Origin of the sequence: Meiothermus sp. Pnk-1 (genome assembly GCF_003226535.1) — a bacterium.
In the GTDB taxonomy this organism is placed as follows: Bacteria; Deinococcota; Deinococci; order Deinococcales; family Thermaceae; genus Allomeiothermus.
Window position 1 is genome coordinate 306,685 of the sequence record NZ_QKOB01000006.1, and the last position, 13,252, is coordinate 319,936.

General features: G+C 63.7%; 12 protein-coding genes and 1 pseudogene. 4 read left to right on the forward strand and 9 right to left on the reverse strand.

Translation table 11 applies throughout. The features are described from left to right. The 9 genes from DNA98_RS10790 to DNA98_RS10830 all read right to left on the reverse strand — a co-directional run bounded on the left by DNA98_RS10790 (window position 1) and on the right by DNA98_RS10830 (window position 8,158). A complete protein-coding gene (locus tag DNA98_RS10790; RefSeq protein WP_110530503.1) occupies window positions 1-690 on the reverse strand; it encodes a D-lyxose/D-mannose family sugar isomerase in 690 nt (229 codons plus the stop codon). After that, window positions 687-1,661: a carbohydrate kinase family protein gene (locus tag DNA98_RS10795; RefSeq protein WP_110530692.1), complete on the reverse strand. Its 975-nt coding sequence runs from the start codon at window positions 1,659-1,661 to the stop codon at window positions 687-689. The genes DNA98_RS10790 and DNA98_RS10795 overlap by 4 nt, the downstream gene beginning before the upstream one ends. A gap of 8 nt (window positions 1,662-1,669) precedes the next feature. After that, window positions 1,670-2,431, reverse strand: a complete 762-nt coding sequence (locus DNA98_RS10800; RefSeq protein ID WP_110530505.1) for a class I fructose-bisphosphate aldolase — start codon at window positions 2,429-2,431, stop codon at window positions 1,670-1,672. 16 nt (window positions 2,432-2,447) lie between these two features. After that, window positions 2,448-3,866, reverse strand: a complete 1,419-nt coding sequence (gene xylB, locus DNA98_RS10805) for a xylulokinase (RefSeq protein ID WP_110530507.1) — start codon at window positions 3,864-3,866, stop codon at window positions 2,448-2,450. 23 nt (window positions 3,867-3,889) lie between these two features. Continuing rightward, on the reverse strand, window positions 3,890-4,405 hold the full coding sequence (locus DNA98_RS10810; protein ID WP_174719986.1) for a hypothetical protein: 516 nt from the start codon (window positions 4,403-4,405) through the stop codon (window positions 3,890-3,892). Between the two features lie 106 nt (window positions 4,406-4,511). After that, window positions 4,512-5,198: an outer membrane lipoprotein carrier protein LolA gene (locus DNA98_RS10815; RefSeq protein WP_233493182.1), complete on the reverse strand. Its 687-nt coding sequence runs from the start codon at window positions 5,196-5,198 to the stop codon at window positions 4,512-4,514. Continuing rightward, window positions 5,182-5,862, reverse strand: a complete 681-nt coding sequence (locus DNA98_RS10820; RefSeq protein ID WP_129865544.1) for a hypothetical protein — start codon at window positions 5,860-5,862, stop codon at window positions 5,182-5,184. Before DNA98_RS10820 ends, DNA98_RS10815 begins: the two co-directional genes overlap by 17 nt. A 363-nt stretch (window positions 5,863-6,225) precedes the next feature. Beyond that, on the reverse strand, window positions 6,226-7,293 hold the full coding sequence (locus tag DNA98_RS10825; RefSeq protein ID WP_110530513.1) for a Gfo/Idh/MocA family protein: 1,068 nt from the start codon (window positions 7,291-7,293) through the stop codon (window positions 6,226-6,228). Between the two features lie 46 nt (window positions 7,294-7,339). Continuing rightward, on the reverse strand, window positions 7,340-8,158 hold the full coding sequence (locus DNA98_RS10830) for a sugar phosphate isomerase/epimerase (RefSeq protein WP_110530515.1): 819 nt from the start codon (window positions 8,156-8,158) through the stop codon (window positions 7,340-7,342). 201 nt (window positions 8,159-8,359) lie between these two features. Between DNA98_RS10830 and DNA98_RS10835 the strand changes: the two genes are divergently transcribed. The 4 genes and pseudogenes from DNA98_RS10835 to DNA98_RS10855 all read left to right on the forward strand — a co-directional run bounded on the left by DNA98_RS10835 (window position 8,360) and on the right by DNA98_RS10855 (window position 13,251). Further along, window positions 8,360-9,421 carry a LacI family DNA-binding transcriptional regulator gene (locus DNA98_RS10835; RefSeq protein ID WP_110530517.1) on the forward strand — a complete coding sequence of 354 codons (1,062 nt, stop codon included), beginning with the start codon at window positions 8,360-8,362 and terminating at the stop codon, window positions 9,419-9,421. Between the two features lie 246 nt (window positions 9,422-9,667). Continuing rightward, window positions 9,668-11,203: pseudogene (locus DNA98_RS10845) on the forward strand (ABC transporter substrate-binding protein). 137 nt (window positions 11,204-11,340) lie between these two features. Next, complete coding sequence (locus tag DNA98_RS10850) at window positions 11,341-12,354, forward strand: ABC transporter permease (RefSeq protein WP_110530523.1); 1,014 nt, start codon at window positions 11,341-11,343, stop codon at window positions 12,352-12,354. A 57-nt stretch (window positions 12,355-12,411) separates the two neighbouring features. After that, a complete protein-coding gene (locus DNA98_RS10855) occupies window positions 12,412-13,251 on the forward strand; it encodes an ABC transporter permease (RefSeq protein WP_110530525.1) in 840 nt (279 codons plus the stop codon). The last annotated feature ends 1 nt before the right edge of the window (window position 13,252 follow it).

A 13,252-nucleotide genomic window follows, 5' to 3' on the forward strand; every position in this document is an offset into this window, starting at 1 on the left:
TCAGGGGAGGCGGCAGTACCGAGGGTAATCTCCTACCAACAGCCGGTAGGGTTCCTCGTCCTCCTCCACGGTGGGGAAGCGGCCTACCGCTTCGTAGAAGCGGTTGTCGGTGAGGTCGTCGTTGACGGTGGAGACCTCTCCGACGAGCACCGGGGCCTCGAGCGCGCGAAACTGGTGGTACTGGTAGGGCCTAAGGGTGATGGACTCCCCGGGCGCCAAGACCACCGCACCGCCCGCAGGCACGGTGCGCCAGACCCCGTCGCAGTTCACCCGCACGTCCTCTCGGGAGAAACCTTCATGCGCATCGGCCTGGTGCAAGACGACCTCGAGCTTCCCCCCGCCGCGGTTGATGATGTCCTCCGTTTTGCGCCAGTGGAAGTGGTGCAGCACGAGCTGTCCCGGTTGGCAGACCAAGATCTTCTCGCAGTAGACCTTGCCTTCGCCGCGCCCCAGCTCCTCCAGGGTCCCGTTGCGCAGGGTGAAGAGCAACACCCCCTTTTCCTCGTATGCGCCAAGGCCGAAGTCGGTGACGTCCCAGCCCAGACCCCGTTCGACGATCTCGGCCACTTCGGGACCTTTGGCAGCCCACTCCTGTGGGGTCCAGCGGGCGAAGGGGGGCAGGAAAAAGCCCATCTGGCGGATGAAGGCTTCCCCCTCGCGGATGGCACGGTTGATCTCGGAACGTTTCACAGGTCACCTCCTGACAGCACCGGGACCTGCTGGGCCATGGACTCGAGTTCCGCCCAGTCGGTAATGCCCGGCATGGCCCCCACCGCCCGTACGCACATAGCCCCGGCGGCGCTGCCCAGCTGGCCGCATTCGCAGAGCCCCCGCCCCCGCAGCCACCCGGCCAGAAACCCCGCAATGAAGGCATCCCCGGCCCCGGTGCCATCCACTGCCGGCACCGCCAGGGCGCCTAGGCGATACCGCTCCCCTCTCCGGCTGATCACCCAAGCCCCCTCCGGCCCCATCTTGAGCGCGACCACCTGCCGTACCCCCAGGGCGAAAAGCTCCTCCGCCACCGCCTTTGGCTCCCACTTCCCGGTGATGTGTCGAGCGTCGTGGATGGAGGGAAAGAAGAAGTCGCTATAGGGCAAGACCGCGTGGATCCGCTCCCAGCGCCCCGTAGCGTCCCAAACGTTGTCAAGCGAGGTAAGAAACCCCAGCTCCAAGGCCTGGGCCAGAAGCCTGGCCGCCGGAGCACCCTCTGGATCATCCATCCCCGGCAGGGCAAAGAACCCCGCCAGGTGCAGGAGCTTTGCCCCTCGAGCCCTGAGTTCCGCCAAGGGCACGTCCGCAGGGGTGAGCCGGGCGTTGGCCCCGATGGCGTGGATGAAGGTGCGCTCCCCTTCAGGGTCCACCAGGACCTGGGTGGCCGAGGTCGCGGCCTGGGGGTCACGGATCAATAGGCTTTGGGCCCCGTGCCGAGCGGCCTCGTTTGCCAGGAAGTCCCCGAAGCCATCCTGGCCCACCCGCCCGATCACCGCGCTGGAGATGCCGAAGCGGGCCAGCGCGTAGCCGGTGCTGGCTGCCGACCCTCCTGAGCACAGCAGGATCTCCTCGACCAGCTCGAGCTGGCCCCTCCCAGCGCTGCCCTGCACCGGCCGCGCCACCACATCGGCCACCACGATGCCTACGCTGACCGCTTCCAGGCCGCCCACCTTCGCCCTCACATCGAAGCCCGAATGGCCGCGATGGCCTCGGCCATATCGGGCCGCTGCCAGACGTTGCGCCCGATCACCACCCCCCGCGCCCCCATCCGTAGCCCCTCGGCGATGCGGCGGTAGAGGGCCTCGGGGTTGTCCTGCCTGGCCCCGCCCAAAAACACCGTCGGGATCTCCCAAGCTAAAATCTGCTCGAGCGCGGCCTCTCCCACCACAGGGATCTTGAGGATGTCGGCCCCTAGTTCCACGGCGATGCGCGCGGCGTGGACGATCACCCGGTCGTGCTCCTCCGCGTCCAGGGCAGACCCCATCCACAGGGGCTCGAGCATCAGGGGAAAACCGGCACGGTCGGCCTCCTCGGCGACTTGGGCGATCATGACCAGGTTCTCGCGGATCACCTGGGGGGGTAACCCCCAAGGGAACAACAGCTTGACCGCCTGAGCCCCCAGAGCTTCAGCCCGGCGCACGGTGCTCACCGGGATCTCCGCTTGGATCGCCGCTTGCACCCCGGGCTGGGTGCTCCAAAGCTGGAAATCCAGGGTCAGGGTCAGGCTCATCTCCCCCCGCTCGGCCCCGATCCGCTTGGCCAGCCCTGCCGACATCAAAGTTCCGTCCACCCCGGCTTGGCGCAGGGAGTGGAGCAGCGCTCGAGGGCGCTCGAGCCCCGGCAGGTTGCCCATGCTCAGCCCGTGGTCGATGGGGACGATGAGGGCTTTGCGTTGGGGGGGTAGGACGCGCTGAAGCCGTTGTTGCAAAGTCTCGTTCATGAGGTCTCCCCTGCTATTATCCCCAACCTTTGAGCCTTGGGTATAGCTCCTCGAAGCGAACATAGGCCGCCTCATACGGTGAAGGCTGCGGCTCAGCCACGGGTACTAAGGGCTCGGCGGGCCAATCGGGATAGGGGCCGGTGGCCATCGCGGCCAGGAGGGCTGCTCCCCGGGCCGAGGCCGCCGCAACCGAGCTGGCCCATAGCGGACGGCCCAATACGTCCGAGAGCATCTGCCGCCAGAAGGGCTCGAGCGTCCCTCCCCCGGCGAGGCGCAGGGGGGTGGCGGCGGGAATCGCCGGACCCAAGGCCTCCAACCCCTGGCGCAGGGCAAAGGCCAAGCCCTCGAGCGCCGCGCGCACCAGATGTGACCGGGTATGCCCCAGGCCCAACCCGGCCCACGCCCCCCGCGCTTGGGGGTCCAGGTGGGGGGTGCGCTCCCCGGTCAGGTAGGGCAGAAAGGTCAGGCCCTCGCAGCCGGGAGGAACCCTTTGGGCTTCGGCGTAGGCCGTAGCCCAGTCCAGCCCGAGCACACCCAGCACCCACTCCAGCGCGATCCCTGCGTTCTGCATGGCGGCCAGGGCGTACCAGCGGCCCGGCTGGGCCGCCCGGTAGAGATGGGTGCGCAAAGTGGGGTCGATCCGGGCCTCCTCGAGCACCACCGCGATCTGGGCCCCCGAGCCCACGGTGAGCTGCGCCTCGCCGGGGGCCAGGCCGCTGCCCAACAGCGCCGCCGCGGTATCGGCAGCCCCCGCCGCGACGGGAATCCCCGCCGAAAGCCCCAGGTGGGCGGCGGCCTCCTCGGTCAGACACCCCGCCACCGAGGCCGAGGGTACGAGGGGAGCCAGCCAGTCCTGCCGCAAATCCAGCTCCTCGAGCAGGGCGTGAAACCACCCATCCGCCTCGAGGTCGTACATGAGCGTCGCCGAGGCGTCCGAGGGCTCGGCCCGGGCCTCCCCGGTGAGCCGCAGGCGCAGCCAGTCCTTGGGCTGCAAGGCCCAGCGCGCCCGCCGGTAGACCTCGGGCTCGTGGCGCCTGAGCCATAACAGGCTCGGCCCGGCCATCCCCACCGCAGGGGGGTTGGCGAGCCGGCGGCGGAACTCCGCCGGAAGGCGGCGGTAGAGTTCGAGCTCTGCTCCCGAACGCCCATCCGCCCAGAGGATTGCCGGACGAAGCGGGGCGCCATCCGCCTGGCACAACACCACCCCGTGCATCTGCCCGGAAAGGCCTATGGCCTGTACCCGAGCAGGGTCAGGCACCGCTTTTCGCACCGCCTCTCCTGCTGCACTCCACCAGGCTTGGGGGTCGGACTCAGCCCAACCGGGGCGGGGGGAGCGCACCGGGTAAGCCCGGCTAGCCTCCCCGCGCACCCGCCCCGCCTCGTCCAGCAAAAGCACCTTGAGCGAGCCGGTGCCCAGATCGAGGCCGAGGAACATGCCCTGATTCTACCCCCGGTCGGTTACCCGACCCGCACCCGCACGGTGTGATACCCGGTCGCGCCATCCGGCAGGGGTTCGCGGCGGGTGGCCTCCTGAACTTTCTCGCCCACCTCCACCGCCCGCACCTGCAAGGCGCGATCCTCAGGCACAGGGCGAACCAAGCGACCCCGGCCCCACCCAGCGAGCCCGAGCAGGGCGGTGTAGATCAGCCCAGCCAGCCAACCGCCCAAAAGAGCGTACAGGGCAAACCCCAAGACCAAAGCCGCCCACCCCCAGCGGCGGAAGGCCCAGAGCAAAAAGGGGTGTAACGCCAGCCACACCCCCACCGCGCCCACGAAGGCCAGGTCCTTGGCCAGCTCGCCGTAGCCAAGAACCCGGTGAACCAGGTTGAACACGGCGGGTACTCCCAGCCAGAAGGTCATCTGGGCGTAAAGGTTGAGCAAAGGGTAGCTCAGGCCCCACCGGTAAAACAAAAACCCCATCCCGGCCAACCCCACCCCAACCAACACACCCCAGCCCACGTCACCCCGGCGCATGCCTCACCCCGCGGAACTCGAGATTAAGGCCATCCTAGGGCGTGCAGGCAACGCCAAAAGTAAGGGTATAGCCTTTACCGCCAGGCCGCTCGAGCCCCGAAAACGCCTATCGCCTGACCACCTCGGCATCGGCGGGTCGTTTGCGCAGGGCGCTGGCGGTCAGGTTGGTGCGCTTGAAGCTGCGGAGGTTGAGTTCGGCCAACACCTTGTTCGAAGAGTCCAAGAGGCGGATCGAGAGGGGGCGGGGGTCGCTTTTGAGCACCACAAGCTCGATCTGGGCAAACCCCAGCGAGTTGTCCTTGGGGGTCCCGGCGATGCGCCAGGCCGGGCCATCCGGAGTGTTCACCTCTACGGGGGGCCGCAGGTTGAGGCGGCCGGTGAGTTCCTCGAGATCCCCGAGGGAGCTGAGGTTAACCCCCAGGCCCTCCACCTTGGCCTTAGCGCGCGGTTGGATGATGACCTGATTGGTAAGGAACAAATAGTTCCACACCTCCTTGTCGTCGATCACCACGAAGTTCCCCTCGAGGCTCGCCGGCTTGTTGAACTCCACCCGGGCCACCCGGTTGGCCCCCGGCACTACCTGTAGCCTCAGTTCGGCATCCTGGGTGGAGCCGTCGGGGGTTTGTACCTTACCGGTAAGGATGGCCTCCCAGGGAGATTTCTCCAGGTTGGCCTGTACCTGTTTGACGATATCCGCAGCACTCTGGGCAAAAACCAAGCTGGCCCAGATCATCGCCGCCACGGCAAGAAACCGCCTCGGGTTGAGCGTTTGGCATTTAGCGTTCGGCATCATTCTCCTCTCCAAACTCGAGCGTGTAGCGTAACCAGCCGAAGATCCCGGTATCGACCCCGTATCCAGCGTCGGCCCGCCAGGGGCCTCCCTCCACCCCCAGGCTAGCCGCCCAGGGGTAGGAAAGCGTGAGGTGGGTCTTAAGTTCCTCCGTAAAGAGGGCCGCTTCTAAGCGGTTGTACCACCCCAGCCGCAAGCTTAGATCAAGCACAGCACCGCCCAGCTCGCCACGCCAACCCGCCAGGCCATAAGGCCCGCCCCGGTAGCCGAGGCCCAAGGTCCAGGTAGTCTCGGCGCGGGTGGTGTAGCTGGCCTCGCCGTATAAGAACGGATTGGCATAACCCACGGTCAGGCCCAGGGTTTCCCGTCCGGAAAGCCGATAGCGCCCGAAAAACCTTACATTCAACCCGGAGAGGTTCGCTTCGCCGTAATCGCCCACCCAGAGGTTTTGCCGAGGCGCCGAGGCATAACCCAGGCTGGCGTCCAGCCCCACCGGCCCCAAAGCCCCCCGAGCAAACCCCTCCACCGCCCAGCCTGCTATCCCCAAGCTACCGCGCAAGCCATAACCGATCCGCCCCATGGGGCCGAGTTCGACCGCGCCCTCCGCCGAGAGCCCGATGGCCGCCCACTGGGCCCGCAGCCCAAGGATGAAATCACCCGCCGACAAGGTTCCCTCGAAGGTCGGTGTCAGGTACCCCGAACGCCCGTACACCCCGAAAGTGAAGGATTGCGCGAAGGCTGGCGTAGCCAGCAGCAATAGACCCCACGCGATGCGCAATAGGCCACGGCAAGCCGTACGTCGTACGTCATACGACATGCCCGCGTTCAGCGTTCGGCTTGGCATCTCGCTCCCTTAAGCCACCCGTCGCTGGCCAGACCGAGCACGGCGGTGCCGAAGATGACGAGCGCGCCCAGATCCAGCCACAGGGTCTCGAGGATGCCGGGGAGCGTAATTGGGCTGCACGTACGACATGCTACCCGTGCGACCCTTCGCGACAAGGCACCGAGAACCCAAAGGCAATTCAGGCTGTCATTTCACCCAGTCCATCAGGGCAGGCGGGGTGAAGGTCGAGGTGAGTTCCACTGGCCGGTGGGTGCGGGCGGACTGGTCGGTGGCCTCGAGGATCTCCACCACGTGCGCGGCGTGCTCCCCGGTGACCCGCGAGGGCCTGCCGGTTTGGATAGCCTGGGCATAGTCCACCAAACCCCGGGCCCAGTCAATTCCCACCTCGCTGGAACGCAAGGGCGGGATGGGCGCATAGGGCTGGTTGAAATCGGCGTACTCGAGCGGGCTATTGGCCACAAACCAGCTGTGCAGGCGCAAAGAGCCCAAGTCTCCGTGAAACTCGATTCCCTCGCCCTGGAGGGTCTGGCCGGAGACGTAGAAGTTGGCGGTGAGCCGCACCAAGGGGCCTGGCTCAAACTCGAGGTTGACCACGTAAAAATCGGGGGCCTCGACGGTGAAGGGGTGCCCCTCCTTGGTAAGGCGGTGAGGGTACAGGGTCGCAGCGAAAGCACTGAGCCGCTTGGCTGGACCAAACAACGCGGTGAGCAACGCCAGCGGATATACCCCCACGTCGAGCATCGGCCCCACTGCGTAGAAGGGGGCCGGGTTGGGGTGCCAGGACTCGATGCGCCCGTGGTTGACCTCCGCATAGACCACCCGCACATCCCCGAGTTTGCCGTCCCGTACGATTTTCATCGCGGTTTGCTGGGCCTCTCCCAAGAAGGTGATGGGGGCACAGGCCAAGCGTAAGCCCTTGGCCTTGGCGAGATCGACCAGCTCTTGTGCCTCACGGTAGGTGAGCGCTAGGGGCTTCTCGGAGTAAACGTGCTTTCCCGCCTCGAGCCCGGCCTTGACCACCCGGTAGTGGGCGTCGAAGATGGTCAGGTTGACCACGGCCTCCACCTCAGGATCGGCCAAAAGCGCCTCGAGCGACGCATAGGCCTTTCCCCCGTGCTGGGCGGCGAAGGCCTGAGCCCGCGCGGCGTCTACGTCGTAAAAGCCGATCAGCTCGAGTTCGGGGTGCTTCTTGATGTCCTGGCTGTACGGCCCAGCGATGTTGCCGCAGCCGACGATGGCGAGTTTGAGGGGCATGGGTTCTCCTTGAGGGATGGCCGATAGCGCTGTTATTCGCGGTCAGCTATCGGCCCCGGGTTGCCTTCGCAGCGAGCCAGCCCTCGAGCATGGCCCGGCTGGCCTTGATGTCCTCGGTGGGGTCGCCCTGTTCGGGCTCGTGCTCGATGCCGAGGGGGCCGGTATAACCGATCTCCTGTAGAGCCCGCACACAGCCTTCGATGTCGGCTACCCCATGCCCGAAGCGGCAAGTCTGGTGGGTTCCGGCGGAGCGTACATCCTTGAGGTGAACGGTGAGGATATGGCCGCTAAGCTCGCGCAGGGCCTGGGGGGCGGAGTACGCCTGGGTAGCCCACCAACCGGTGTCGGGGGCCGCCCCCAGGTGTCCTTCTGCCCCATCCCCGATGAGCTCCAACACTTCGGCGGGAGTCTTCTCGGGGTGGTTCTCGATGCCCAACCTAACCCCGTAGTGCTGGAGGATCGCCACCGCTTCCTTGCGCTGCTCCTTGAGGAGAGGGGCTCCCCCGGCGATCAGCGAGACCCCCATCGCTCGAGCCAGCTTGCAGGTGCCCTCGAGCCCCTGCAACGAGCCTACCCAGGTGGCGAAGCTCAGCACCTCCAGCCCATGCCGAGCGAGGGAGTCCTTGGCGATGGCGACGTGCTCGGGCGTAGCCCAGGTCCAGTTCAGATGCGCTCCCCACAGATCAATCGCGTCAAACCCCATCTGACGAATCTCTGCCAGCATCCTATCCAGCCGCTCGCCAAAGGTTTCGACCGGCCGGAAGTAGTCCTGGGTGGCGGCATCGCCTTGCATCCAGCCTTCAGTCATGTGGTAGCCGATCTGCCGTGCCACAAAGTTGGCGGTGATAAAAGAAATCCGATTCATCTCTAGTCCTCCAGGAGCCTGCGCCCCGCCTCTCCAACCGCCGATTACCTTCGCTTTTCGGTGTTTGTTTCCTCCTCTCTCGCGACCCAGCCAGGGCGATGCCCCTCCCCGGCTTGGCGCTATATTGACAGTTTTTGGTTAAGCGCTTAACTTAACGCTAAACATCATACCAGGTTATCCTTCCGCGAAAAGAGCGAGGCCATGAGAAAGGAAGTGCGGGTCACACTGAAGGACGTTGCCAAGCTAGCAGGGGTTTCTGCGGTGACGGTCTCCAATGTAATTAACCACCGGCCTAATGTCTCCGAGGCTACCCGAGCTCGGGTGCAAGAAGCCATCCAACGCACCGGCTACACCGTCAACCTGGCGGCCCGAGGCCTGGCCGGAGGGCGTACCAACACCGTGGGCATGTTGGTGCCCGATCTATCCACGCAATACATGGGAGAGATCGTGCGAGGAGCTGGCGACGAAGTGCGCCGCTCGGGGATGGAGATGCTCATCTCCACCGCCTCCGACATCACCCGAGAGCGCCATCAAGTGGCTTTCCTCCAAGGCATCACCGACGGGTTGCTGCTGCTGCTGCCCCGTACTCCCGACGAGATGCTGGTGGTGCTCGAACAAGCTGGGATTCCGGTAGTGGTGATTGACCACCGGGGGAGCAAAATCATGCTGCCCTCGGTGGACGTGGACAACTACAGCGGAGCCCGGCTGGCAGTGGAGCACTTGCTGGCCCTGGGCCACCGGCGCATCGGCTTGGTCAGCGGCCCTACAGGCTATGGGGCCTCCTCGGCGCGCTTGCGGGGCTACAAAGAAGCCCTGCTGGCTGCGGGTCTTCCTTTCGATAAGACCCTGGTGGTGCCGGGCGACTTTTTGCAACCCAGCGGCTTCAGTGCAGGGAAAAAACTCCTCTCCCTACGTGAGCCCCCCACGGCTATCTTTGCGGCCAACGACCTGATGGCTTTCGGAGTAATGGAGGCCATCAAAGAGCGGGGCCTGCGGGTGCCCCAGGACATCTCGGTGATCGGCTTTGACGACATCCCGATGGCCAGCCAGGTCTACCCGCCCCTCACCACCATCCGACAGCCCCTCTACCAGATGGGGGTGGCCGCGGCCCGAATGTTGATCGCCATGCTACGGGGGGTCACCCCTCCCTCCAGCCGCATCACCTTGCCCACCGAGTTGGTGGAGCGGGCCAGCACGGCCCGGCCTCTCCGGCGTTCCCATCGCCTCGTCAAGGGAAAGGAGGTGGTACACGAGCCGAGCTGAGCCGGTTTTACCGCAACCCTTCGAGTTCCACAATCATCCAAATAGGTCTGTGTGCTTCTAAGAAATGAGGTTGGCATGAGGATAAACCAACGCGGTTTCACGATCTTGTTGGGGGCTTTGGTGGTGGTTCTCGCCGCCTTGGCTCCGGCACAGCAGCTTCCTCGCAAGGAAACTCTCTACATCGGGGGTTTCCAATGGGGCCCACCCACTAACTTCAACCCCATCGCCTCCGGCCCGGCTTGGCCGATGGGTCAGACCTTCGGTACTCAGTACGTCTACGAAACCTTGTTCGTCTATAACTTGCTCACCGGCAACCTGGACCCACAGCTTGCGGCTAAGCTCGATGTCAAGGGCAACGTGTTCACCATTACCCTGCAAAACGGTACCCGGTGGCAAGATGGCCAGCCCTTGACCAGCGCTGACGTGGTCTACACCTTCGATCTCGCCAAGCGCCAGCAAGTGAGCTACGCGCCCTTTTGAGACTATGTCTCTAGCATCAGCGCGCCCAATGCCAAAACTGTGGTCATCAACCTCAACCCCAAAAAGCTCAATCCGGGTTTGGTGCGGCAGTATCTGGCAACCGTGGTGGTGCTGCCGCAACATATCTGGAGCGGGCTCGAGAAAAGCGAGAAGTCACTTCTACAGTACGCCAACATGAAACCTGTAGGCTCGGGCCCCTACACCCTCAAAGAAGCCAACAACGAGCGCGTGGTGTTGCAGCGCTTTGACAACTACTGGGGCAAGGCCATCTGGGGCCTCCCGGCACCCAAATACATCGTCCACCCCATCTTCAAGTCCAACGACGCCGGAAACCTGGCCCTCGAGCAAGGCCAGCTCGACATCTCGCAGCAGTTCGCCCCCGAGATCTGGAAGATGTGGGAGCAGAAGAAGCTGCCCGTCTCGACTTGGTTCAAACAGCCCCCCTACCACATCCCCGGCTCGATCCCGATCATGTTCATTAACGTGAACAAGAAAGGGCTGGATAACCCCAAGGTACGCCGGGCTATCGCCTACGCCATCAACTACCCGCTCATCGTCCAGACCGCCATGTCCAGTTACTCGGTGCCGGCCAACTCGAGCCTAATCATCCCGGATGGCGGAGAGAAGAAGTTCTACAACGCCGACTTGGTCAAGCAGTACGGCTGGAGCTTCGATCCGCAAAAGGCGGTGGACATCCTCGAGAAAGACCTAGGCGCCAAGAAGGGCTCGGATGGCATCTACGTGCTGCCTGACGGCACCCGCTTAGGCCCTTGGAAGGTGCAGTGCCCCTTCGGCTGGACCGACTGGAACCAGGCTTTGGAGATTGTGGCCTCGAGCGCCAAGGCCGTGGGCATCGACATCAAGACCGACTTCCCCGAGTTCCCGGTGGCCAACCAGAACATGGCCAACGGCACCTTCGATCTAGCCTTGTGGTATGTAGCCTCGGTCGGCCCGGCCAGTCCCTGGCTGCGTTTTCGTGACGTAATGGACGGGCGCGATGTGCCCCCGGTGGGTCAGACCGCTTTCTGGGGGTACAACCGTTACAACAATCCTAAGGTCGGTGAATTGCTCGACCAAGCGGCCGCGGCCGAAAGCGAAGCCGAGCAGAAGAAGATCTTCGGCGAGTTGGACAAGATCTTCATGACCGACATCCCGGCCATCCCGCTGATGTACCGGCCCCTGGAGTTCTACGAGTTCAATGAGAGCGTCTGGAGCGGCTTTGCCAGCGCTGCCAATCCCAAGGCCCCGCCGATGTTTACCGGTGCGGGCATTCGCATGTTGTACAACATCCGGCCCAAATAGGAGCGGGTGGGGGCATCTGCCCCCACCCCCGGCCAAGGCTCGCTCGGATACGCTGCTTGCTTTGGCTAGACCCCAAAAATGCCTTGTTGTACGGTGGGGTTACCTAAAAGGGCGGATTTGCGCAAGGGCCTGCGGATATGAACACCTTTCAGCGCTACATCCTGAACAAGCTGCTGTGGTATTTGGCAGCGTTTTTGCTGGCGGCCTCGCTAAACTTCTTCCTACCCCGACTAATTCCTGGCAACCCGGTGGACGCTATCGTAGCCAAAATGGCCCAAGGTGGAGCCGCCGAGGGCGAAGCTAGGCGTCGCACTTACGAGACTTACATGAAGGAGTTTGGCCTAGATAAACCGCTGCTGGTACAATTTGGCACCTATTTGGCCAATCTCGCTCGAGGGGATCTGGGCACCTCCTTTGGCAACTACCCGGCCAAGGTCAACGACTTGATCGCTGCCTCGCTCCCTTGGACCATCGCTTTGCAACTTCCGGCCATTCTGGTGGGCTGGATTTTGGGCAATCTCTTGGGGGTGTTGGCCGCCTACAAAGGCGGAGCTTTCGACCGCTGGGCCTTTGTGGGATCGCTGGTGTTCTCTAACTTGCCCTATTACTGCTTGGCCGTATTGCTTTTGTACCTTTTCTCGGTGGCCATCCCGATTTTCCCTTCATTCGGCGGCTATAACCCCGGCAGCACTCCCAACCTCAGCTTGAGCTTCATCCTCGACGTGCTACGCCACTATACCCTGCCCTTTTTGTCGTTGGTGCTGGTGCTCATCGGCGGGCAGGCGGTGGGAATGCGATCGATGGCGATCTACGAGCTTTCCGCCGACTATGTGAGCTACATGCGCAGCCTGGGGGTAGGAGACCGCCGCATCGTGGGAAGCATCTTCCGCAATGCCATGCTGCCGCAGATCACCGGTCTAGCCTTAGCCATCGGTTCATTGGTAGGCGGCGCCCTGCTCACCGAGGTGGTGTTCTCCTACCCCGGCCTCGGCTCAACCCTCTTTACCGCGATTCGGCAAAACGACTACCCGGTGATTCAAGGCATCACCATTTTGGTCACGGTGGCGGTGCTGACGGCAAACTTCCTGATCGATATCGGTTACGGCCTGATTGATCCGCGCATTCGCTCGGCGCAACGGGGAGAAAGATGAAACCCCTCCTCCAAGCTGCTTGGACCTAGGCTCGAGGAACAGCACAAGAGGGAATCTATGAACCCTTTTTTACGCCAACTCCTAGGCAATGGCCGCTTCCGCTTTAGCGCGATCCTGATGCTCCTGATCGTGGGGTTCGCCATCATCGGCCCGCTGCTCAACCGGCGCAATCCCCTATTCGCCGTGGGCGGACGCTACGATCCCCCCTCTAGCAAAGCCCTCTTGGGTACCGATGTGATTGGCAACGACGTATTCTTGCAGCTCATGCACGGAGTAGGAACCTCGCTCGAGATCGGCCTGATCGCCGGAGCCGTCGCCACCCTGATAGGCGTAACCATCGGTACGCTGGCCGGTTTTCTAGGCGGGTTCGTGGACGAAGCTTTGATGGGGCTCACCAACGTGATCATCACCATTCCCACCATCGTGATCCTCATCCTCTTGTCGGTAGCGGTGGAGTCGCGCTCGCTGATAACGATGGGGCTCATCATCGGGGTGACCAGCTGGCCCTGGACGGCTCGAGCGGTGCGGGCGCAAACCGCTTCTCTGCGCACCCGTGAACACGTGGATGTAGCTCGACTTTCAGGCGCGGGGATCGGTTCGATCATCCTGTGGGAGATCTTGCCTTACATGTTCAGCTACATATTCATGGCCTTCGTTCTGCAACTCGCTAGCGGTATCCTCAACGAGGCCGCCCTGAGCCTACTGGGACTCGGACCGGACAACACCATAAGCCTGGGGAAAATGCTCCAGTTTGCCATCCAGGGTGAGGCGGTGCGCACCGGAGCCTACTGGGCCTTTCTACCGCCTACTATCCTGCTGGCCTTGATCTCCTTTGGGTTGTTGCTGATGCAGTCGAGCATGGATGAGGTGTTCAATCCCCGGCTGAGGAGAGCTTGAG

Coding starts and splice junctions, on each gene's coding strand:
- DNA98_RS10850 (WP_110530523.1), top strand. CDS start 11,341: ATGAACACCTTTCAGCGCTACATCCTGAACAAGCTGCTGTGGTATTTG.
- DNA98_RS10855 (WP_110530525.1), top strand. CDS start 12,412: ATGAACCCTTTTTTACGCCAACTCCTAGGCAATGGCCGCTTCCGCTTT.
- DNA98_RS10815 (WP_233493182.1), bottom strand. CDS start 5,198: ATGATGCCGAACGCTAAATGCCAAACGCTCAACCCGAGGCGGTTTCTT.
- DNA98_RS10825 (WP_110530513.1), bottom strand. CDS start 7,293: ATGCCCCTCAAACTCGCCATCGTCGGCTGCGGCAACATCGCTGGGCCG.
- xylB (WP_110530507.1), bottom strand. CDS start 3,866: ATGTTCCTCGGCCTCGATCTGGGCACCGGCTCGCTCAAGGTGCTTTTG.
- DNA98_RS10800 (WP_110530505.1), bottom strand. CDS start 2,431: ATGAACGAGACTTTGCAACAACGGCTTCAGCGCGTCCTACCCCCCCAA.
- DNA98_RS10835 (WP_110530517.1), top strand. CDS start 8,360: ATGAGAAAGGAAGTGCGGGTCACACTGAAGGACGTTGCCAAGCTAGCA.
- DNA98_RS10810 (WP_174719986.1), bottom strand. CDS start 4,405: ATGCGCCGGGGTGACGTGGGCTGGGGTGTGTTGGTTGGGGTGGGGTTG.
- DNA98_RS10830 (WP_110530515.1), bottom strand. CDS start 8,158: ATGAATCGGATTTCTTTTATCACCGCCAACTTTGTGGCACGGCAGATC.